At 71.0% G+C, this 18,245-nt stretch carries 31 protein-coding genes; all 31 read left to right on the forward strand.

Going from position 1 to position 18,245, the window contains the following annotated elements; all coding sequences use genetic code 11:
- Window positions 1-153: 153 nt before the first annotated feature.
- The 31 genes from ACPT94_RS01080 to ACPT94_RS01230 all read left to right on the forward strand — a co-directional run bounded on the left by ACPT94_RS01080 (window position 154) and on the right by ACPT94_RS01230 (window position 18,113).
- Entirely contained in the window at window positions 154-489 is a 336-nt protein-coding gene (locus ACPT94_RS01080) for a hypothetical protein (RefSeq protein ID WP_425244824.1), read from the forward strand.
- A gap of 14 nt (window positions 490-503) precedes the next feature.
- Window positions 504-836, forward strand: coding sequence for a hypothetical protein (locus tag ACPT94_RS01085; protein ID WP_425244825.1), 333 nt, complete (start codon window positions 504-506; stop codon window positions 834-836).
- Window positions 833-1,030: a hypothetical protein gene (locus tag ACPT94_RS01090; protein WP_425244826.1), complete on the forward strand. Its 198-nt coding sequence runs from the start codon at window positions 833-835 to the stop codon at window positions 1,028-1,030. The genes ACPT94_RS01085 and ACPT94_RS01090 overlap by 4 nt, the downstream gene beginning before the upstream one ends.
- On the forward strand, window positions 1,027-1,572 hold the full coding sequence (locus ACPT94_RS01095; protein ID WP_425244827.1) for an Lsr2 family DNA-binding protein: 546 nt from the start codon (window positions 1,027-1,029) through the stop codon (window positions 1,570-1,572). The genes ACPT94_RS01090 and ACPT94_RS01095 overlap by 4 nt, the downstream gene beginning before the upstream one ends.
- Window positions 1,542-1,712 (forward strand): hypothetical protein, encoded by a 171-nt coding sequence (locus tag ACPT94_RS01100; RefSeq protein ID WP_425244828.1) that lies wholly within the window; start codon window positions 1,542-1,544, stop codon window positions 1,710-1,712. The genes ACPT94_RS01095 and ACPT94_RS01100 overlap by 31 nt, the downstream gene beginning before the upstream one ends.
- Window positions 1,713-1,714: 2 nt before the next feature.
- Window positions 1,715-1,915, forward strand: a complete 201-nt coding sequence (locus ACPT94_RS01105) for a hypothetical protein (protein WP_425244829.1) — start codon at window positions 1,715-1,717, stop codon at window positions 1,913-1,915.
- 82 nt (window positions 1,916-1,997) lie between these two features.
- Complete coding sequence (locus ACPT94_RS01110; RefSeq protein ID WP_425244830.1) at window positions 1,998-2,237, forward strand: hypothetical protein; 240 nt, start codon at window positions 1,998-2,000, stop codon at window positions 2,235-2,237.
- Window positions 2,234-2,890 carry a hypothetical protein gene (locus ACPT94_RS01115; protein ID WP_425244831.1) on the forward strand — a complete coding sequence of 219 codons (657 nt, stop codon included), beginning with the start codon at window positions 2,234-2,236 and terminating at the stop codon, window positions 2,888-2,890. The genes ACPT94_RS01110 and ACPT94_RS01115 overlap by 4 nt, the downstream gene beginning before the upstream one ends.
- 93 nt (window positions 2,891-2,983) lie before the next feature.
- Window positions 2,984-3,877, forward strand: a complete 894-nt coding sequence (locus ACPT94_RS01120) for a helix-turn-helix domain-containing protein (RefSeq protein ID WP_425244832.1) — start codon at window positions 2,984-2,986, stop codon at window positions 3,875-3,877.
- Window positions 3,874-4,032 carry a hypothetical protein gene (locus tag ACPT94_RS01125; protein WP_425244833.1) on the forward strand — a complete coding sequence of 53 codons (159 nt, stop codon included), beginning with the start codon at window positions 3,874-3,876 and terminating at the stop codon, window positions 4,030-4,032. Before ACPT94_RS01120 ends, ACPT94_RS01125 begins: the two co-directional genes overlap by 4 nt.
- Complete coding sequence (locus ACPT94_RS01130; RefSeq protein WP_425244834.1) at window positions 4,029-4,343, forward strand: hypothetical protein; 315 nt, start codon at window positions 4,029-4,031, stop codon at window positions 4,341-4,343. Before ACPT94_RS01125 ends, ACPT94_RS01130 begins: the two co-directional genes overlap by 4 nt.
- A gap of 96 nt (window positions 4,344-4,439) precedes the next feature.
- Complete coding sequence (locus tag ACPT94_RS01135) at window positions 4,440-6,509, forward strand: cell division protein FtsK (RefSeq protein ID WP_425244835.1); 2,070 nt, start codon at window positions 4,440-4,442, stop codon at window positions 6,507-6,509.
- Between the two features lie 392 nt (window positions 6,510-6,901).
- Window positions 6,902-7,093, forward strand: coding sequence for a hypothetical protein (locus tag ACPT94_RS01140; RefSeq protein WP_425244836.1), 192 nt, complete (start codon window positions 6,902-6,904; stop codon window positions 7,091-7,093).
- A 161-nt stretch (window positions 7,094-7,254) separates the two neighbouring features.
- Window positions 7,255-7,677, forward strand: coding sequence for a hypothetical protein (locus tag ACPT94_RS01145; RefSeq protein ID WP_425244837.1), 423 nt, complete (start codon window positions 7,255-7,257; stop codon window positions 7,675-7,677).
- A gap of 93 nt (window positions 7,678-7,770) precedes the next feature.
- A complete protein-coding gene (locus ACPT94_RS01150) occupies window positions 7,771-8,061 on the forward strand; it encodes an HNH endonuclease (RefSeq protein WP_425244838.1) in 291 nt (96 codons plus the stop codon).
- 10 nt (window positions 8,062-8,071) lie between these two features.
- A complete protein-coding gene (locus ACPT94_RS01155) occupies window positions 8,072-8,368 on the forward strand; it encodes a hypothetical protein (protein ID WP_425244839.1) in 297 nt (98 codons plus the stop codon).
- Between the two features lie 4 nt (window positions 8,369-8,372).
- Window positions 8,373-8,582, forward strand: coding sequence for a hypothetical protein (locus ACPT94_RS01160; protein WP_425244840.1), 210 nt, complete (start codon window positions 8,373-8,375; stop codon window positions 8,580-8,582).
- A gap of 143 nt (window positions 8,583-8,725) precedes the next feature.
- Entirely contained in the window at window positions 8,726-9,277 is a 552-nt protein-coding gene (locus tag ACPT94_RS01165) for a helix-turn-helix domain-containing protein (RefSeq protein WP_425244841.1), read from the forward strand.
- Window positions 9,240-10,781: a terminase gene (locus ACPT94_RS01170; RefSeq protein WP_425244843.1), complete on the forward strand. Its 1,542-nt coding sequence runs from the start codon at window positions 9,240-9,242 to the stop codon at window positions 10,779-10,781. The genes ACPT94_RS01165 and ACPT94_RS01170 overlap by 38 nt, the downstream gene beginning before the upstream one ends.
- 22 nt (window positions 10,782-10,803) lie before the next feature.
- Window positions 10,804-12,009, forward strand: coding sequence for a phage portal protein (locus tag ACPT94_RS01175; RefSeq protein ID WP_425244844.1), 1,206 nt, complete (start codon window positions 10,804-10,806; stop codon window positions 12,007-12,009).
- Window positions 12,006-12,680: an HK97 family phage prohead protease gene (locus ACPT94_RS01180; protein WP_425244845.1), complete on the forward strand. Its 675-nt coding sequence runs from the start codon at window positions 12,006-12,008 to the stop codon at window positions 12,678-12,680. The genes ACPT94_RS01175 and ACPT94_RS01180 overlap by 4 nt, the downstream gene beginning before the upstream one ends.
- Window positions 12,681-12,817: 137 nt before the next feature.
- The gene (locus ACPT94_RS01185; protein ID WP_425244846.1) at window positions 12,818-14,206 is read left to right on the forward strand and encodes a class III extradiol ring-cleavage dioxygenase family protein; all 1,389 of its coding nucleotides are present in this window, start codon (window positions 12,818-12,820) and stop codon (window positions 14,204-14,206) included.
- 73 nt (window positions 14,207-14,279) lie between these two features.
- Window positions 14,280-14,549: a hypothetical protein gene (locus tag ACPT94_RS01190; protein ID WP_425244847.1), complete on the forward strand. Its 270-nt coding sequence runs from the start codon at window positions 14,280-14,282 to the stop codon at window positions 14,547-14,549.
- Window position 14,550: 1 nt separating this feature from the next.
- On the forward strand, window positions 14,551-15,147 hold the full coding sequence (locus ACPT94_RS01195) for a phage gp6-like head-tail connector protein (RefSeq protein ID WP_425244848.1): 597 nt from the start codon (window positions 14,551-14,553) through the stop codon (window positions 15,145-15,147).
- 8 nt (window positions 15,148-15,155) lie between these two features.
- Entirely contained in the window at window positions 15,156-15,605 is a 450-nt protein-coding gene (locus tag ACPT94_RS01200; RefSeq protein ID WP_425244849.1) for a hypothetical protein, read from the forward strand.
- Complete coding sequence (locus tag ACPT94_RS01205) at window positions 15,602-15,793, forward strand: hypothetical protein (protein ID WP_425244850.1); 192 nt, start codon at window positions 15,602-15,604, stop codon at window positions 15,791-15,793. Before ACPT94_RS01200 ends, ACPT94_RS01205 begins: the two co-directional genes overlap by 4 nt.
- A gap of 1 nt (window position 15,794) precedes the next feature.
- On the forward strand, window positions 15,795-16,532 hold the full coding sequence (locus tag ACPT94_RS01210) for a hypothetical protein (RefSeq protein WP_425244851.1): 738 nt from the start codon (window positions 15,795-15,797) through the stop codon (window positions 16,530-16,532).
- A gap of 71 nt (window positions 16,533-16,603) precedes the next feature.
- Entirely contained in the window at window positions 16,604-17,014 is a 411-nt protein-coding gene (locus ACPT94_RS01215) for a phage tail tube protein (RefSeq protein WP_425244852.1), read from the forward strand.
- Complete coding sequence (locus ACPT94_RS01220; protein ID WP_425244853.1) at window positions 17,014-17,178, forward strand: hypothetical protein; 165 nt, start codon at window positions 17,014-17,016, stop codon at window positions 17,176-17,178. The genes ACPT94_RS01215 and ACPT94_RS01220 overlap by 1 nt, the downstream gene beginning before the upstream one ends.
- Window positions 17,178-17,690 (forward strand): hypothetical protein, encoded by a 513-nt coding sequence (locus tag ACPT94_RS01225; protein ID WP_425244854.1) that lies wholly within the window; start codon window positions 17,178-17,180, stop codon window positions 17,688-17,690. Before ACPT94_RS01220 ends, ACPT94_RS01225 begins: the two co-directional genes overlap by 1 nt.
- Before the next feature lie 9 nt (window positions 17,691-17,699).
- On the forward strand, window positions 17,700-18,113 hold the full coding sequence (locus ACPT94_RS01230; RefSeq protein WP_425244855.1) for a hypothetical protein: 414 nt from the start codon (window positions 17,700-17,702) through the stop codon (window positions 18,111-18,113).
- Window positions 18,114-18,245 lie beyond the last annotated feature (132 nt).

Consider the following 18,245-nt stretch of genomic DNA (forward strand, 5'->3'; position numbering starts at 1 on the left):
GTGGCGGGACGGGGAGAGTTCGGGCCACCGCGGCCCGAACGAGAACGGGCCACCGCGGCCCCAACTCGACAACGAGGACGCCGAAGAGGTTCGGGCACCCGCGGCCCGAACACTCCAGGGGTTTTCCATGGGGGTTCCCAAGAGGTGGCTGGTGTGAGTGGTCAGCCACAGGACGCACGTACGCGCGACGTCCTCGATGGAGCTCCCGACGCCGCAGCGGCGCCGCCGCTGCGCTCGGTGCCGAGCGCCCCCGGCGGCCGCAGCAGGAAGCCCGAGACGGACAGCGGGCAGCGGCCACTACTGCTGGCCGTCCGCTCGCCACACCAGGTCTCTGCCGAGGAACTGGCCGCGCTGCGCGCCGCCGCGACACCCGACGAGATCCGCCAGGCCATCACCGAGCTGGGCGGCGCCCAGGCCCTGTTCGTCTACGGCCACCGTCTCGTCGCGCCCTACCTCGCCGACCTGCCCGATCACCACACCGGCACCTGACCGGAGGACTTCAGATGCCCAGTCGACAAGGCGTCACAACCTGCCCCAGCTGCAACGAGCCCATCCGCTGGGCCATCACCGAGGCCGGCCGCCGCCAGCCCGTCAACCCCGAGCCCGACGACAGGGGCAACGTGGCCGTCTACACCGACGCCACTGGCACCCTGCGGGCCCGCGCCCTCACCAAGGACCGCCCCACCCCGGAACACCTGGAATGGCGCGCCATGCCGCACGTGGCCACCTGCGCCGGGCCCGAGCCCCGGGTGCTGCCCTCGGCCCAGGTGATCCCGCTCGCCCGACGCCGCCGCCCCGCCGTACGCCGCGGGCCCTGGCAGCGGGGGCAGCGGTGAGCCGGGCCCTCGGCATCGTGGCCGATGCCGTCGCCGCGGTCATCGCCGCCGAGGTCCAGGCCGCGTTCCGCGTCACGGAAAGCGAGGCACGCGCCGTGGGACGTGCCGCTGTCTCCGCCCTCCGCGGCGACGGCTGGTTCATCACCTGCCTGCCCATGCAGATCGAGCCGCCACAGCGGAGCGACCGGCCATGACCATCGCCGCCCTGCGCGCCCTACTCGACGAGATCGACGAGCAGGGCGGCCCCGAAGCCGCCCGCCAGTGGCGCCTCCACCTCCCCGACGACACAGAAAGCCAGCACGCCATGACCCAACCCATTCCGCAGCTCCCGAAGAACGACCTTCCGCCTAGCGCCACGCCGGCCTCCGACGCCGAGCGACTGCCCCTCGGCAAGCTGCTCGCTTGGGGCGACGAGCACCTCGACCCGGAGGTGCAGGACCAGGCCACCCGCGCCCGGATTGCAGTCACTGGCCTCCGCAAGCGCTACGCCGCCGACCAGGAGCTGAAGGCGATCACGACCGAGGCCGAGCAGCTCGAGCAGCGGCTGGCCGAGCTGCGCGCCCGCGAGGCCGAGCTGGCCCCGCCCAAGGCCAAGACCAAGCGGAAGCCCGTGGAGTACCCCGCGGCCGAAGTGCGGGCGTGGGCGAGGCAGAACGGTCACGACTGCCCGCCCGTCGGCCGCGTCCCGAAGGCCATCGTCGATGCGTGGCGGCTGGCCACCGGGAACGCCGCGTGATCGGCGTCCTCGCCTACCTGGCCAGCGTCGTCGCCTGGGCGGGCCTCGCCTGCGGCCACCCCGGCCAGGACCTGCGCACCGCCACCCGCCTGATCGCCCGCACCATCCGCCGCACCATCCGCCCACGAACGGAGCCCTGACCATGCGCGAAGTGAAATGCCCCGGCTGCCCCGGCCGCCGCGCCGTCAAGCAGTACCTTTGCCCGGACTGCTGGCGCGCCCTTCCCAACGCCACCCGCGGCCGCCTCGCCCTCCGCGACCCCCGTGCCCTGTTCCGCCTGCGTCAGCTGCACCAGGCGCTCGAGGCCGGCACCCCGCTCGGCATCATCCGGGTCAGCCGGTGAGCGCCGAACGGGCAGTGGCCGTAGCCGCCTTCCTTGCCGTCCTCGGCGCGATCGCCCTGGCGCTGCGCAGTGGTGGTGAAAAGTGACAGCACAGGACCGCCCCCAGGACACCGCACCCGTGGCGCGCGGCTTCCGGCTGCACCTGGGCCACGGCCGCGTGTACGACGGGGCCGAGTTCCCCTCCGGGTTCGTGGTCGTCCTCGAGGACCCCGAGTACGGCCTGGCTGTCACCGCGCGCAACGCCGACGACCTTCTGCGCGGCTACGGACGCGGCCACATCGAGTGGCCGGACACCGACGAGAACGAGGGGACGGAACGATGACGTGCGGACTGTGCGGGACGAACGAGGCGGACGGCTACCTGTGCCCGGGCTGCACGCTGGCCACGGGCACGCGCCTGGACGGCATGCCGCGCCTGTACGAGGCGCTCGCGGGTTTCCTGCACCCCGGCGGCCGCCGCCCCGAGTTCGGCCGTACGCGGCCCGCCGAGGCCCCTCTGCCGATCGTTGAGCCGGTTTTCAACCTCCGGGGCCCGGGCGGCATCGTCGGCGTCCTGGAGGACTGGCGCAGCGCCATGCAGGCCGAGCGTGGTTGGGGCGAGCCCCTCACTGGGGGGACGATCGCCCGCCGCATCGTCGTCGCCTCGCGCGCGCTGTCCATCAACCTTGAGTGGATCGCGGCCAGCTGGGACATGGCTGGCCAGCTTGCCGACGAGGTGCGCCAGCTCGAGCGCAACGTCGCCGCGATCGTTGATCCGCAGGACCCGGACGAGCGCCCGCAGGAACTGGGCGCGTGCCCGGTGTTCCTGGACGAGGGCGCCGTGTGCGGCGCCGTCCTGCTGCGGCGGCCGGCGCAGACGGCCGTGCAGTGCACGTGGTGCGGCAGCAGCTGGCCGCCGTCGCGCTGGCTCGACCTCGCCAAGGCCCAGCAGGCCGTCGAGGAAGAGCAGCAGGAGGCGTCCTTGACGGCCGCCTGAGAACTCAGCGGCCCCCGCCGGTGCGTGCAACACCGAGCGAGGGCCTGACCTTCACTCCCTGACTTCGGCTAAGAACACCAAGGAGATCCGGCTATGGCGCATCCTGCCATGCCCCATTGGGCCCAGCGTCTGCTCGCTCGGCTCAACCCCCGCTCACCGCAGCGCGGGCACCGTCCTGCCGCGCCCCTGTGGGTGCGCGGCCTCACGGCCGGCGGCCGCCCGATCGTGCTCGGCGTGGCCCTGCTGATGTGCGCCCCCGGCGAGTACCACCTGGCCCGCAACGCGGGCTGGCGCGACCCCTTCACGTACGGGATGCCGGTGGTCCTGTCCGCTTACGCGGGCATCGCGGCCGCCGTCGCCTCGACCCGCCGCCCGGGCGACCGCGGCCGCTGGTCCGCGATCATCGGCGCGTGCCTCGCGCTCGGCCTCGCCATGGCCGCCCAGGTCGTCAGCCACCTGATCGACACCAATCACCTCGAGGCCGACCAGCCCCTGCTGATCGCGGTCACCTCACTGGTTCCGCCGGCCGTCGTGGGACACCTGCTGCACCTTGCCGCCTCGCCCCCGGCCGCCCAGGACACACACGCGTCCCGCGCCGTCCCGCAGGCCTCCGGCGTCCCGCTCGCCCCGGCCACGAGCAGCGCGGCCGCGCCTACCGTGACCCTGGAACGCTTCGACGACCAGGACACCGCCGAGACGCTCGCGTTGCCGCCCGCGCGGCCGCGCCTCGTACGCCCCCGCCCGGGCCTGCGCCGTCCCTCAGGACGAGGCCTTCACCCGCGCACGCGACAGCGCGCAGGACGCCCCCACTCGGGAGGCACAGCACCGCGTCTCGTCGGCTCGTCCGAGGCCGCCAAAATCCTCGGCATCGAGCCGTCGACCGTACGCAGCTGGGTCGCCGCCGGCCGCCTGGTCCCGTACGGCAAGAACGCTCTGGGACACAACCTGTTCGACGCGTCCCGGCTTGGCCAGGAGGTGCGGGCATGAGCCAGCTGGTCCTCGGCGCCGTCCTCGGCCTGGTCGTCGTCCTCGTCCCGGGCCTAGCCGCCGACCTCGCCGCGCAGCCCGTCGTGCTCGCGTTCGTCCTCGGCATCGTCGCGCGTCCCGCCCTCGCCCGCAGGGTGCGGAGGTGGACGCCATGAGCGACGACCTGGCCCAGGCCGCGCGCGAGGCCGTCGAGGCCTCCGACAACAGCGAGCAGCTCCGGCTGATCCTGGCCATGCTGCACGCCCAGCAGTTGACGCAGGCCGCCCAGCCTCAGCCGAGCCACGCCCCCGCGCCCCGTCAGCAGTTCAACGCGGTCAAATGGCTGGTCATCGGCGGCACGGCGGCCCTGCTCGCCCTCGCGTTCGCCCTGTCCATGATCGCCGTGGCCATCCTGGGCGTCTGCGCGACCGCCTGCCTGCTCGTCCTGCGGTCCCTGTGGCGCGAGATTCTCCGCGGCAGGGACTGACCACCAGTACAACGCGCCGAGGACGGCCCTCCGCCACCACGCATCAGGCCGTCCTCGGGCACTCCCAACCCCACCTGAGGGCAAGGAACCACCAGCATGACCGATACGGTTCAGCGTCCCGCCGTGGACGCGCCCGCGCCTGTCCAGGACACCCCCGTCCCGGCGCGTCCTGTCGACAACCCCAACCTGCCCGCGCCCGGCGTCTCCACCGAACGCCGGCGCCCGATCGTGCCCGCCTGGCTCAAGGACCGCACCGAGTTCGCAACGGCCGTCCGCCACACCGGCGGCCGCCTCGCGTACACCGCCGCCTACCACACGCCCCGACTCCCCTGGTACGGCATCCAACTGACCGCCATGGCCCCACGCGGCGCATGCCGCTTCATCGCCAGCACCAACCGGTGGCTGTGGGACCGCGAGGCCGCACCCCTGCGCGACTACGCCGTCCGCCAGGAGGACGTCGAGGAATACCTGAAGCTCGCCCGCCTCCGCGGGAACCGGGTACGCCTCCGCGGCCTCGTCACCGTGACCGCCCTCGTCTTCGGCATCGGGTTCGCACTGTGGCTGTACGTCATGGCCCCAGCTTTCCTGTGGGCGTTCGCCGCCGGTGGCGTGCTGACCCTCGGCTACGCCGGGCAGCAGCCCGACGCCCCGGTCATCGGCCCCGCCGTCCTGCGCACCGAACTCCAGCGGCTCACCGGAATGATCGTGCTGCGCGGCCTGGAGTCGATCGGTAACCCGAAGATCAGCGCTGCCATCAAGAAGGGCGGTGACATGGACGGCCTCCGCTTCACCTCGGAGATCGTCCGAGACGGCCCCGGCTACCGCGCCGACCTGGACCTGCCGTACGGCGTAGTTCCGGAGGACGTCATGGAACGGCGCGAGGCCCTCGCCTCCGGCCTGCGCCGCAAGCTGGGCTGCGTGTGGCCGTCCGGCGACCCCGACGAGCACGAGGGCCGCCTGGTGCTGTGGGTCGGCGACAAGCCCATGAACGAGACGACCAAACCCGCCTGGCCGCTACTGAAGGACGGCCAAGTCGACCTGTTCAAGCCCGTCGTGTTCGGCAACGACCAGCGCATGCGGAACATCGTCGTCACCCTGATGTTCGCCTCTGTCGTCATCGGCTCCATCCCTCGCATGGGCAAGACGTTCCTGCTGCGCCTACTGCTGCTCATCGCCGCCCTCGACCCGCGCGCCGAGCTGTGGGCGTTCGACTTCAAGGGCACCGGCGACCTCGGCCCGCTGGAACCCGTCTGCCACCGGTACCGCTCCGGCGAGGACGACGAAGACGTGTTGTACGTCCTGCACGCCCTGCGGGAGCTGAAAGACGAACTGCGCCGCCGGGCCAAAGTGATCCGCTCCCTGCCACGCTCACGCTGCCCCGAGTCGAAGGTGACCCCGGCCTTGGCCAGCGACCGCAGCCTCGGCCTGCACCCGATCGTGGTGGGCTTCGACGAGTGCCAGGTGCCGTTCGAGCACGAAAAGTACGGCGCGGAGCTGGAATCGATCTGCACGGACATCGCCAAGCGCGGCCCGGCCCTCGGCATCGTCGGCATGTTCGCCACCCAGCGCCCCGACGCCAAGAGCCTTCCGCCCGGCATCAGCGCGAACGCTGTCCTACGGTTCTGCCTGAAGGTCATGAGCCACACCGCCAACGACATGGTCCTGGGCACCGGCGCCTACAAGGCCGGCATCCGCGCCACCATGTTCAGCCGCTCCGACCGCGGCATCTGCTGGATGGCCGGCGAGGGCGACGACCCCCTGATCGCGGCCTCCGCGTTCGTCGACGCCCCCGGCGCCGAGTTGGTCGTCGCACGCGCCCGCCAGATGCGCGAGGAGTACGGCAACATCACCGGCCACGCCCTCGGCGAGGGGCCCTCGGCATCGCGCGGCATGGACGTCCTCGGCGACGTCCTCAAGGTCATGCGCGCCGACGAGGAGCAGCTGTGGTGTGAGCGAATCGCTGCCCGCCTCGCCGACAACTGGCCGGACGTCTACGGCGAGTGGACGACTGCGAACGTCGCCCCAGCGCTACGGCCGTGGGGCGTCGCAACCGCCGACGTGTGGGCCACCGGTGATGACGGAAAGGGCACCACCAAGCGCGGAATCAAGCGCGCCGACGTCGCCGCCGCACTCACACGCCGTGACGCTGACCGGGCCGCCGCCTGACGCTCGCACACCCGCTAGGCCTAGCACCCCACCCTGCTAGGCCTAGCACCCCTACAAGCACCAGAACACGCCCCTGACCTGTTACCTAGCGCCTAGCAGCGGGGGCCCAGGAAACGGGAATAACCGCCTCAGGAAGGATCACAGCCCCTCATGCTGATCGCTAGTGCTGCGCTCGTCGCGGCCCTCGGCTGCTACGCAGTGTTATGCGCCGTCAAGCCGTTCGCCCCCTGCCGCAGATGCAAGGGCGAGGGGCAGATCCACCGATGGCTCACCGGACACCAGACCTGCCCACGCTGCGGCGGCCACAAGCTCCGGCTACGCATCGGCCGGCGCGCACACAATGCCTGGCGCCGCACATACGACCAGGGCGCCCGCTGACGCACCATGGACAGATGACACACCCCGTCCTCGTCGACGCCTACGCCGCCCAGGCCGCCACCGGCATACGGCCCGGCACCATCCGCGTCTGGCTCCACCGCGGCAAGCTCACCCGCCACGGCCACGACGACCGCGGCCGCGCCCTGGTCGACCTGCACGAAGTCCAGGCCCACGCCCAGGACGCGGCCGCCGCCAAGTCCGCTTGACCACGTTGATCACACGGTGTAACACTCAAGCCGTGTTCGGCGTGCCCGGACGCGGACAGCACTCGACGCCCTCGGCCCCGATCGCTCACACGAATCGGCCGAGGGCGTCGCTGTGCCTGGTGCATGATGGCCCCTCAGTCTCAGCAGTCCCTGGGGGGAACATGCGCATCCGTAAGGCCGCCGCGGCCGCCGTCATCCTCACCACCAGCCTCACCGCCTGTGGCAGCAGCGACGACGACACCACCGACGCCGCCAGCAAGGCCACGCCGAAGGCCTCGGCGACCCACACGCCCGACCCGGGCTACAGCGAAGCCATGAAGGCCGCCGGCATCCCGCCCGAGCCCACCGGCGAGAAGCGGGCCCAACTCCTCAAGGCCCTCGCCGCGGTAAACCCGGACATCGTCAAGTACGAGGGCAAGGCCATCGACGCTGCCCGCAACCAGTGCAGCGCCATCAATGGCGGCGCCCAGCGCCTCGAGTGGTCCGCCTCGCAGCGCTTCACCTACAAGGACGTCACGACCACCGAGGCCCAAGGCAAGAAGATCAACCAGGCCCTCAAGGACACCGGCTTCTGCAAGGTCTGACCCGAGCTACCCATTTGAGGCGCCCCGGCGCCGACCGCCAGCGGCCCCGTACCCACCAGGTACGGGGCCGCACCCACACCCGCCTGAGGACACATGGCCAGCCGCGACGAACTCACCAGTTACGAGTACCGCCAACTGCGCGCCCGCATCCTGCGCGAGAGCGACGTGTGCATCGTGTGCGGCCACGGCGCCTCCGACGCCGTCGACCACATCCACCCCGTGAGCCGGGGCGGCGCTCGCCAGGACCCCGACAACCTGGCCCCCATCCACGGCGTGGCCGGCTGTCCCGTCTGCCTCCGCAAGTGCAACAGCGAGAAGAGCGACCGGCCGCTGTCCGAGGTGAGCCAGTTGGTGACCAGCGTCGACTGGTTCGCCGGACCATAGAGAGGAAGGTATGGCTCACCCCGACCGCCCCTGCCCTCACGAGAACTTCGACGCCTTCGTCGACGTCAACCGGATCACGGCGAGCGACGACGACCCGACCGTGGTCGGCTACTCCGCCGACATCAGGGTCAAGTGCCACGACTGTGGCGAACCGTTCCGGTGGACCGGAGCGCCGGCGGGCGTCTCGCCGCGCCAGCCCATGTGCAGCGTCGACGAGACCGAGCTGCATGCACCGCTGCGCCCCGCGTCCGCCGACCCGGACTTCGGCCTCGGCCTGCCCGGGTTTGCCGTCACGTTCCGAGGCTGATCCTGTGCTGACGATCGTGCTGCCGATGGAGCCCGACCCGCACCCCGAGCCGCGGTACGAGGACTACCCCACGCACGATGCCTACCTCCTGGCCTGGTACACCTGGCGCGCGCTGCGCCGCGACGAGCGGCTGACCGACGAGGAACTCACGGCCCAGTTCGAGGTGACCGAGCAGTTCATCAAGGCTCGGAACCCAGACGCATTGTGGCTCTGACCTGGGCTGATCGGCTGGGATCTCCCTGGCGTTTTAGGAATCGGACATATCGCAACCCCGCGCCCAGCTGTTTTTTTTCTCTCCCCGGGGCCCCCAAGGGGCCGCCATGATCGCGGACTGATCACCGGCGTATAGAGGAGGCGATGATGGCGGCTCGGGCCATCCAGATTGGCGAGGCCGGCGGATTCCTCGCCGCCGCCGTCGTCTCACACCGCCAGCGCCACGGCTGGGACCAGACCTACCTCGCCAAGGCCGTCACCGATGCCGGCCGCCCCATGAGCGCGTCCGTCCTCGGCAAGATCGAGGGGGGCGTCCGCCGAGTCGACGCCGACGACCTGGTTGCGCTCGCCGCGGCCCTCGAGGTCGAGCCGTCACAACTGCTCCCCGGCGGAGCCGACTCGGACGAGCAGAAGAGTGACCCGTTCGAGGACGTCGCCGGGCCAGGCCGCGTACGCGCCCGGGTGCTCGACGACCTCGATGCCCTCGGCGACCTCGAGGAGCTGGGCCCCACAGCACCCACCCTGGCCGCCGTTGCCGTACGGCTGGCGCAGGAGATCGACGCCCCCGTATCGCTCGGCAACTCCCTGCACTCTCTGTCCCGGGAGCTGCGCGAAGTCCTCGCGGAGCTGCGCTCCCTCGCGCCGGAGGAGCCGGACGATGACGACGACCTCGACGACCTGGCGACCCCCGACTGAGTTCGTCGAGCAGTGCCGCGAGCTGTACGGGCTGGAGTGCCCACCGATGTGGGGCACTCCGCGCCGGCCGGAACTCCCGACGCTGGGCGGCAAGGTCGCCAAGATCATGGAACGGCTGGGCTTCACGCCGATGCCCTGGCAGCGGTACGTGTGGGACGTCGCCATGGAGATCAACCCGGACACGGGCGTCTTCTGGCACCGCAACGTCGGGCTCTCGGTGCCGCGTCAGCAGGGCAAGACCCAGGGGCTGCTGGCGGTCAAGGTCCACCGTGCGCAGGCCTACAAGCGGCAGCGCATCATCTACGCCGCCCAGAACCGCAGCATGGCGCGCGAGCGGTGGGAAGACGAGTTCTGGGCGACGATCGAGGTGTCCCGGCTGGCGCGCCGGTTCGCCATCCGCAAGGCCAACGGGCACGAGGCGATCATCGCCAAGTCGACCCGCTCGCGTATCGGCATCACGTCGAACACCGAGCAGGCCGGCCACGGCCCGCCGCTGGACCTGGGCGTGATGGACGAGCTGTTCGCCCACGGCGACGATCGCCTCGAGCAGGCTTTCTCCCCGGCCATGCTGACGAGACCGATGGCCCAGCTGTGGTGGGCGTCTGCCGGCGGCACTGAGAAGTCGGTCCCGCTGAACAAGAAGCGACAAGCGGGCCGGGAGCTGATCGAGGAACTGTGGCGTACAGGGGTGTTCACCCGTACGGCCTACTTCGAGTGGTTCGCCCCGGAGGACATGCCGCGCGACGACCCGGCCACGTGGCGCGCGACCCTTCCGGCCCTCGGCTACACCGTGACCGAGGACGTCATCCAGGCCGAGCTGGAGAAGTTGGACCCGGCCGAGTTCGACCGCGCGTACCTCAATCGCACGCGTAAGGCGGCGCCGCCGCCAGACCCCAATGTGCCCAAGGCCGCGTGGCCGGGGCTGGTCGACCGGACGAGCAAGGCCAACAAGGATGTGGCCCTGGCGATCGACGTCTCGCAGGACCGGAAGTACGCGTCCATCGGGGCCGCGTGCCGACGGCCGGACGGGAAGGTGCACCTCGAGGTCGTGGCCCGGCGTCCTGGGACCGACTGGGTAGTGCCCGCCGTGGTGCGGCTGGCCGCGCTCTGGAAGCCCGTAGCCGTCGCTGTCGCCAGCTCGGGTGCGCCGGCCGGATCGCTGATCGACGACCTGATCGCTGCAGGCATCGACGTGCCCAAGGACAAGGAGCACCCGGAGCGCGGCGACCTGGCCGTGATGCGGTCGGGCGACATCACCGAGGCGTGCGGGCAGATGGCCGACGCCATGAATCAGGGCACGGCCGTGCACCTGGACCAGGTGCCGCTCACGGCCGCCGTCAACGGAGCGCGGACCAGGCGCAATGGCGACGCGTGGACGCTGGACCGGACGACGTCGCTGGTGGACATCAGCCCGCTGTGCGCGGTCACCTTCGCCCGCTGGGCGCTGGTCATCCGGGGCCCGCACGTGCTGGACGACTACGACATCGCGGACTCGTTCGCGTGAGAGGGGGCGGGCCGTGGGCGTCGTGTCGAGGTTGAAGCAGATGTTCACCCGGGACGCGCAGATCACTTCCGCCGAGGACCTGTTGGCCCAGTCACGCGAGCGGCGCAGCAGCCGCGTGCACGTCACCAGCGACACAGCGCTGAGGAACTCGGCCGTGTGGGCGTGCCTTCGGCTGCGTGCGGACCTGATGTCGACATTTCCCATCGACGTCTACCGGTACGTCAACGGCATCCAGGTCGAGGTGCCCAAGCCTCCCGTCTTGGTCACCCCGGGCGGGCTCGAGGTCGGCATCAAGGAGTGGATGTACTCCACCGAGTTCGACCTGGACCGAGGCGGGAACTGCTTCGGCCTGATCACCGAACGGACCGGCGTCATCGGGCCGGACGGGCGAGGCCTGCCAGGACGGATCGAACTCGCCGAGCTGGGCGCCGTCACCGTCCGCGCGAACGGGCCGACCATCAAAAAGTTCATCATCAACGGCCAGGAGTACGAGCCGTGGGAGGTCTGGCACGAAAAGCAGTACACCGTGGCCGGCTTCCCTCTGGGCCTGTCTCCGGTGGCCTACGCCGCATGGTCGATCGAGGAGTCGCTGAGCGCCCAGCAGTTCGCCCGTGACTGGTTCGCCGCCGGCGCCGTGCCCCTGGCTGAGCTGAAGAACACCGCCAAGACCGTGGACAAAGACCAGGCCCGCATCGCCCGCGAGCAGTTCCGGGCGGCCGTCGACAGCTCAGGCCTGTTCGTCCACGGCGTGGACTGGGAGTACAAGCCGATTCAGGCCGTCGCCTCACAGTCCGCGTTCCTCGAGGCCCGGCAGTACGGGGCCACCGACATCGCCCGCTTCTTCGGCTGCCCCGGTGACCTGATCGACGCCGCCGTGTCCGGCAGCTCGATCACCTACGCCAACATGACCCAGAGGAACTTGCAGTTCCTCATCATGAACCTGGGCCCGGCCGTGGGCCGCCGCGAAGACGCGTTCAGCCGCAAGCTGGTCTCCGGCCCGCGGTTCGTGAAGCTCAACACGGACGCACTGCTGCGGATGGACCCCGAGACTCGAGCCCGCACGATCGGCGCCCGCATCACCGCCCGCACGCTCGCCCCGTCCGAGGCCCGGGCGCTCGACAACCTGCCGCCCTTCACCGACGACCAGCTGGCCGAGTTCGACCGGCTCTTCGGCTCGCGCTCCGTCCCCGCGCAACCCACGAACGCCGTACCGGGAGCACCGTCATGACCACCACCACGCTCGCCGCCGCCGCGGCCGAACGAGCCCAGCACGTCCGCCAGCGTGCCGACCGCCCCTCGCAGCGCCGCAGCGCCCAGCAGCCCGGCGCCCGCGCGTCCGTGCGCGCCACCCTGACCGGCGTCCAGCTACGCGAGAGCGGCGACGGAGGCAGCACGCTGGAGTTCGTCGGGCACGCCTCGGTGTACGAGCGTGGCTACGAGATGTGGGACATGTTCGGCCCGTACACCGAGATCGTCTCCGAGGGCGCCGGCGCTGACTCCCTCGCCCGCGCGAACCTCGACGTGCCGCTGGTCCTCGGGCACGACCAGCTGCGGCGCCTGGCCCGCACGACGACCGGCACGCTGTTCCTCACCGAGGACGCCAACGGGTTGTTCGTCCACGCGCCCGCCCTGGACCCGGCGGACCACGACGTCGCGTACATCGCGCCGAAGCTGAAGGCCGGCCTCATCGATGAGATGTCGTTCGCGTTCCGCATCGAGTCGGGCCAGTGGTCCCCGGACTACACCGAGTACCGGATCAACCGGTACGACATCCACCGCGGCGACGTTGCGATCGTCGGCTACGGCGCGAACCCCCACACCGGTGCGAGCCTGCGGCAGCCCGCGGCCGCGCCGTCGGGCCGGGCCCGCGCGCTGCTGGAGATCGCGCTCGCCCGCTGACCTCTGATCTTCCCGCCGCCCGGCGGGAGTACTGCCCTGCGCTCTGCGCGCACGAGTCCACCCGGCGCTATGGCCTCGGGTGGCCGTCTGTCCTGGACCGGGGCGTCTGGACTCAACCGACCAAGGAGGGCCGAGCCTTGACGCTCGCCGAACTGATCGCCCAGGCGCGCACCGCGCTGAACACGGCGATCACCACCCGACAGCAGGAGCAGGACGCGCTCATCGCGCTGCGCTCCGACGAGAACCTGACCGAGGAGCAGGTGACCGCGCAGGTCGCCCGCCGTGACGCCGCCGACGCCGAGGTCACCCGGCGCCAGGAGGCCCTCGCCGAACTGGAAGCGGAGCAGGCCCGCGAGGACGAGCTGGCGGCGCTGTCCGCCCGCACCACGCCCTCGGCCACCCGTGCCCCGGCCTACGACCGGGTCGCCCGCGTCGGCCAGGAGGAGCGCACGTACCGGCCCGACATCGACCGACGCGGCGCGCAGTTCGAACGCGACGTCGCCGCCGCCTTCCTCGGCGACTACGACGCCCAGGCCCGCCTCGCCCAGCACATGGCCGAGGAGCGCACCCTGCGCGGCGACCAGCTGCGCGCCGTGGGCACAGGCGCGTTCTCCGGCCTCGTCGTGCCGCAGTACCTGACCGACATGTACGCGCCCGCCGCGCAGGCCAACCGGCCGTTCGCGGACGCCTGCCGCCACCACGACCTGCCCGCCCAGGGCATGCAGGTCAACATCAGCCGAGTCACCACCGGCTCGTCGGTCGACAACCAGTCGGCAGAGAACGCGGCCGTGGCCGAGCAGGACATGGACGACACCAACCTGCCCATCACCGTGCAGACCGCGGCGGGCCAGCAGACCATCTCCCGCCAGGCCGTCGAGCGCGGCGCCGGCGTCGAGGCCGTCGTCATGGACGACCTCTTCCGCCGGTACAACACCAACCTCGACAACAAGCTGCTCAACCAGGCCTCCACCGGCCTGACCAACGTGGCCACCGCCATCACCTACACGGACGCCACGCCGACCGCGGCCGAGCTGTACCCGAAGGTGATCGAGGGCCTGGCCGGCGTCGAGGCCGCCATGCTCGACATGGCCTCCGGCGACAACATCGCGGTGATGAACTCCCGCCGTTGGTACTGGATGCAGAACGCCATGGGCTCCACCTGGCCGCTCATCACCCAGCCCGGCATCATCGCCCAGACCCTCGGCGCGAACTACGCCACCGCCTACGGGCGCGGCATCCGCGGCATCCTGCCCAACGGCACCCCGGTCATCGTCGACAACAACGTCGCGACCAACCTCGGCGCAGGCACCAACGAGGACGAGATCTACCTCGCCGACCGCCAGGAATGCCACCTCTGGGAAGACCCCGACGCGCCCATGTACATCCGGGCCGAGCAGACCAAGGCCGCCAGCCTCGGCGTCCTGCTCGTCGTCTACGGCTACTTCGCCTACACCTTCCAGCGCTACGCGCACTCCCGGAAGATCGCCGGTACCGGCCTGATCACGCCGACCTTCACCGGCGTCTGATCCCCCATCCGGGCGGGCCCGCCTCGACTCCGGCGGGCCCGCCCAGTTCACCACCCCACCAGGGAGCACCGTCATGAGCGAACCCCAGACCGAAGACACGATGATCGCCGCCCTGCTGCGCGAGCGCGAGGGCCTGGTGCAGCTCGGCAAAAAGGACCGCGTCGCCCAGGTCGACGAACAGCTGAAGCTGCGCGGCTACAAGCCCCGCCGCACGCAGGACAAGCCGCAGACCCCGGCGCCGCCGGCTCCGACACCGACGCCGGCCGAGGCACAGAAGGTTGAGGAGCAGCAGCGCACCGAGCCGCCCAAGGGCCGTCAGCCGCAGGGCAAGAGCGCGACCTGAGGTGGCCAACGAATACGTCACCCTGGAAGAGCTGAAGGCCCAGTTCGACATCGAAGCCGGGGACACCAGCCGGGACTCGCTGTTGAACCGGGCCCGGGCGTCCGCGTCCCGCAGCATCGACAAGACCACCGGCCGCCGCTTCTGGCTCGACGCGGCGCCGGTGCAGCGGGTGTTCAACTCGCGCGGGCGCATCGTGCGCGAGGCCGACGGCGACCTGTTCCTCGTCGACGACATCGGCAGCGCTGACGGCCTGGTCGTCGAGACCGGATCCGGGACATCCTGGACGGCCGTGTCGGGCTACGAGACGCACCCCGACAACGCGCTGGCAGACGGTAAACCGATCACCGGGCTGCTGCGCGTCCTGGGCACGTGGGGCACATCCACGGGCCGCCTGCGGGTCACGGCCCGCTTCGGATGGCCAGCCGTCCCCGACGACATCCACGAGGCCGCGCTGATCCAGGCCAGCCGCCTGTTCAAACGCAAGGACAGCCCGGAGGGGATCATCGGCTCGGCCGAGTGGGGCGTGCGCAACCTGTCCCGCCGGGACCCGGACGTGTGGGCGCTGATCGAGCCGTACATCCTCCCCGGATTCGGATAGGAGACAGCGTGCAGATCTCCGCCATTCGCGAGGCGATCGCTGATGCGGCCCGCGAGGTCGTCCTGCCCGACGGCATCGCCAAGCTGACGTGCACCGGCTACGTCCCGGACGCCGTGACCGCGCCCCACTTCTTCGTCGCCGAGTATGAGCAGGTCTTCGACCGGGTCATGAACCGTGGCCTGGACGAACTGACCTTCACCAGCCGCGTCCTGGTCGGCAGGGCTGATGACCGATCGGCCCAACGGATCCTCGACGGGATGCTGTCCGGCGCGGGCCCGGCCTCCCTGAAAGAAGCGATCGAGGCGGCGCGCGGGGCGCCCGGCGATTACGCGCTGGGCGGCCTGGCTCACGACCTGCATGTGATGCGTGTGCAGGGCTACCGCTGGTACGAGCACGCCGGCTCCACCTACGTCGGCGCAGAACTGATGATCAAAGTCATCGGAGAGGGGTCCGCGTGAGGATCCGCATGCTGGTCGCCATGCCCGAGGGCGCCACCCGTAACGGCGAGCCTTGGCCCGGCAAGGGGGAGACGGCCGAGCTGCCGACCACCGAGGCCGCGCACCTGGTCGCCTCCGGCGTCGCCGAGGAAATCACCGAGGAGCCGCGCGGCCGCCGCCGCAAGGCCGGTCCGGAGAGCGAGGGGTGACGTGGCCAAGACGATCCTGACCAACGTCCGCACGTTCGCCGGAGGAGTCGACCTCACCGGCGCCTCCAACAAGGTGGAGCTCTCCTCGGAGATCGAGGAGAAGGAAACCACCAACTACGCCAGCCAGGGCTACAAGGAAGTCATCGGCGGCCTCGGCTCGGCGGAGATCTCCGCCGAGGGGCAGTGGGAGGCGGGCGACCCGACCAAGGTCGACGACGCGTCGTGGACGCACCTCGGCACGGTCATCCCCTGGTCGATCAGCGCCAACAACAGCGCCTCCGTCGGGGACCTGGCCTACGTCGTGTCCGCGCTGCGCTCCTCATACACGCTGTTCGACGCGGTAGGCGAGGTTGCCCCCTGGTCCGGTGACGCGAAGTCGTCGTGGCCGCTGGTGCGCGGGCAGTTCGCCCACCCGCCCGGCACCGCCCGCACCGCGTCCGGCACCGGGACCGGCCTGAACCTCGGGGCGGTCACCGCGGGCAAGCGGATGTATGCCGCGCTGCACGTCCTCTCCGCGTCGGGCACGACGCCGAGCATCACCGCCCGCGTCGAGTCGTCCGTCGACAACACCTTCGCCGCCCCGACGACCAGGCTGACGTTCACCGCGGCGACGGCCGCCGGCGGGCAGGCCCTGCGCACTGACGGGACCGCGATCACGGACACGTGGTGGCGGGTCGCCTGGACCATCTCCGGCACGACGCCCAGCTTCCTGTTCGTCGCCTCTCTCGGCATCCGCTGACCACCTAGCACCACCCACCTGCCCGGCCCGTTTCCGGGGCCGTCGTCATGCCCTGGAAGGGGGCCCCACCCATGGCCAAGATGGTCTTGACCGCGCAGTACCTGTCCATCAACGGGACCGCGCTGAGCAGCTACACGAAGAAGGCGGAGCTGTCCGTCGAGGTCGAGGACAAGGACGTCACGACCTACGGGTCGCTCGGCTGGAAGGAAGTCCTCGGCGGCCTGAAGTCCGGCGAGCTCTCCGTCGAGTTCCTGCAGGACTTCGCCGCCTCGCAGCTGGACTCCATCATGTGGCCGCTGCTCGGCACGGTCGTCAGCTTCGAGGTGCGCGCCGACCAGGCCGCGGTCGGCACCTCCAACCCGAAGTACACCGGCAGCATCCTGATCAAGGGCTGGAACCCCATCGAAGGGTCCGTCGGTGACGAGGCCACCGTGGGTGTCAGCTTCCCGACGTCGGGCGCCGTGACGAGGGCGACCGCCTGATGGCCGCCACGCCGGACAGGATCGTCGTGCGGGTCGACGTGCGCGGCGCCGACGAGGCCTTCAAGCAGATGGTTCGGCAGATGGTGCGAGCTCGGCCGCCGCTGCCGCCGCGCCGCCACCCGCGGTGGCGGCGCATCGCCCGCTGGCGCAAGGGCCGCCGCTGATGGCCAGCGGCGGCCCACCGTTTTCACTGGGCGTCGAGACCCACGAGGGCCTCGCCGCGCTCACCCGCGCGATCCGTGCGGAGGCGGACGGCAAGCAGCTGCGCAAGGAGCTCGCCGCGAACATGCGGAACGCGCTCAAGCCCGGAGCCGCCGAGGCCAAGAGCAGCATCATGGCCATGGGCTCATCGGGCCTGCCCACCGCCCCGGCGCTGCGTGCCTCGGTCGCGAAGAAGATCAGGCCCGAGGTGAAGCTGGGCGGCCGCTGGAGCGGGGCCAGGGTGAAGGCCTTCAAGACGCGCAACGTGCGTAACTTCCCGAACGCGCCGAAGCGCCTGAACAGGGCGGGCGGGTGGCGCCACCCGGTCTACGGGAACCGCGAGGTGTGGGTGCAGCAGCAGGGCAAGGTCGACTGGTTCGACCGCTCATTCGAGGGCCGTGAGGGCCAGTACAAGGCCGCCGTAGAGCAGGCAATGGAAGCGATGGCCCGGCGGATCGCCGAGCGGGCCGGATAGGAGAAGCGCGTGTTCCTGGTCTACAGCCCCGAGGGGCAGGACGAGCCGACGCGGTGGAAGTACAACCCGCGCAAGATCATGTCGGCCGAGCGGGAGAGCATCGAGCGGCTCACCGGCCGCAACTGGTCCGAGTTCACCCAGGACGTCGTGAAGGGCTCGTCCATCTGCCGGCGCGCCCTGCTGTACACGTTCCTCAAGCGGGACCACCCCGGCGGTATCAAGTTTGACGACGTTGACTTCGCCTGGGACGAACTCAGCCTGGAGTACTCCAAGGGCGAGCTCCGCCAGATGCGCGAGGCCGCCGAGGAGGGCGCCCCTGCCGAGCAGCGCGCTGCGATCCTGGCCCGCTTCGACGCGGAGATCGAGGCGGCCTACGAGGACCCCGAGGAAGAGGGAAAAGCGCTGCCGCCCGTCGCCGAGTAGCGCGTTACGGGGACGCGGCCCGCCTCTGCGGCATCCGCCCGTGGGAGTGGGACCTGATGACGGTGGAGCAGGAAGACGCCGTCCTCGCCTGGCTGGACGCCTACGAGGAAGCCCAGAACAAGGCGCTGGAAC

Origin of the sequence: Streptomyces aurantiaciflavus (assembly GCF_049808595.1) — a bacterium.
Classification (GTDB): Bacteria; Actinomycetota; Actinomycetes; order Streptomycetales; family Streptomycetaceae; genus Streptomyces.

What these genes read in the sequence shown, in the direction of transcription:
- ACPT94_RS01150 (WP_425244838.1), top strand. Translation starts at nt 7,771, where the DNA reads ATGGCCAGCCGCGACGAACTCACCAGTTACGAGTACCGCCAACTGCGC.
- ACPT94_RS01105 (WP_425244829.1), top strand. Translation starts at nt 1,715, where the DNA reads ATGCGCGAAGTGAAATGCCCCGGCTGCCCCGGCCGCCGCGCCGTCAAG.
- ACPT94_RS01225 (WP_425244854.1), top strand. Translation starts at nt 17,178, where the DNA reads ATGGCCAGCGGCGGCCCACCGTTTTCACTGGGCGTCGAGACCCACGAG.
- ACPT94_RS01140 (WP_425244836.1), top strand. Translation starts at nt 6,902, where the DNA reads ATGACACACCCCGTCCTCGTCGACGCCTACGCCGCCCAGGCCGCCACC.
- ACPT94_RS01145 (WP_425244837.1), top strand. Translation starts at nt 7,255, where the DNA reads ATGCGCATCCGTAAGGCCGCCGCGGCCGCCGTCATCCTCACCACCAGC.
- ACPT94_RS01190 (WP_425244847.1), top strand. Translation starts at nt 14,280, where the DNA reads ATGAGCGAACCCCAGACCGAAGACACGATGATCGCCGCCCTGCTGCGC.
- ACPT94_RS01120 (WP_425244832.1), top strand. Translation starts at nt 2,984, where the DNA reads ATGGCGCATCCTGCCATGCCCCATTGGGCCCAGCGTCTGCTCGCTCGG.
- ACPT94_RS01115 (WP_425244831.1), top strand. Translation starts at nt 2,234, where the DNA reads ATGACGTGCGGACTGTGCGGGACGAACGAGGCGGACGGCTACCTGTGC.
- ACPT94_RS01180 (WP_425244845.1), top strand. Translation starts at nt 12,006, where the DNA reads ATGACCACCACCACGCTCGCCGCCGCCGCGGCCGAACGAGCCCAGCAC.
- ACPT94_RS01155 (WP_425244839.1), top strand. Translation starts at nt 8,072, where the DNA reads ATGGCTCACCCCGACCGCCCCTGCCCTCACGAGAACTTCGACGCCTTC.
- ACPT94_RS01085 (WP_425244825.1), top strand. Translation starts at nt 504, where the DNA reads ATGCCCAGTCGACAAGGCGTCACAACCTGCCCCAGCTGCAACGAGCCC.
- ACPT94_RS01165 (WP_425244841.1), top strand. Translation starts at nt 8,726, where the DNA reads ATGATGGCGGCTCGGGCCATCCAGATTGGCGAGGCCGGCGGATTCCTC.
- ACPT94_RS01095 (WP_425244827.1), top strand. Translation starts at nt 1,027, where the DNA reads ATGACCATCGCCGCCCTGCGCGCCCTACTCGACGAGATCGACGAGCAG.
- ACPT94_RS01135 (WP_425244835.1), top strand. Translation starts at nt 4,440, where the DNA reads ATGACCGATACGGTTCAGCGTCCCGCCGTGGACGCGCCCGCGCCTGTC.
- ACPT94_RS01215 (WP_425244852.1), top strand. Translation starts at nt 16,604, where the DNA reads ATGGCCAAGATGGTCTTGACCGCGCAGTACCTGTCCATCAACGGGACC.
- ACPT94_RS01220 (WP_425244853.1), top strand. Translation starts at nt 17,014, where the DNA reads ATGGCCGCCACGCCGGACAGGATCGTCGTGCGGGTCGACGTGCGCGGC.
- ACPT94_RS01125 (WP_425244833.1), top strand. Translation starts at nt 3,874, where the DNA reads ATGAGCCAGCTGGTCCTCGGCGCCGTCCTCGGCCTGGTCGTCGTCCTC.
- ACPT94_RS01170 (WP_425244843.1), top strand. Translation starts at nt 9,240, where the DNA reads ATGACGACGACCTCGACGACCTGGCGACCCCCGACTGAGTTCGTCGAG.
- ACPT94_RS01130 (WP_425244834.1), top strand. Translation starts at nt 4,029, where the DNA reads ATGAGCGACGACCTGGCCCAGGCCGCGCGCGAGGCCGTCGAGGCCTCC.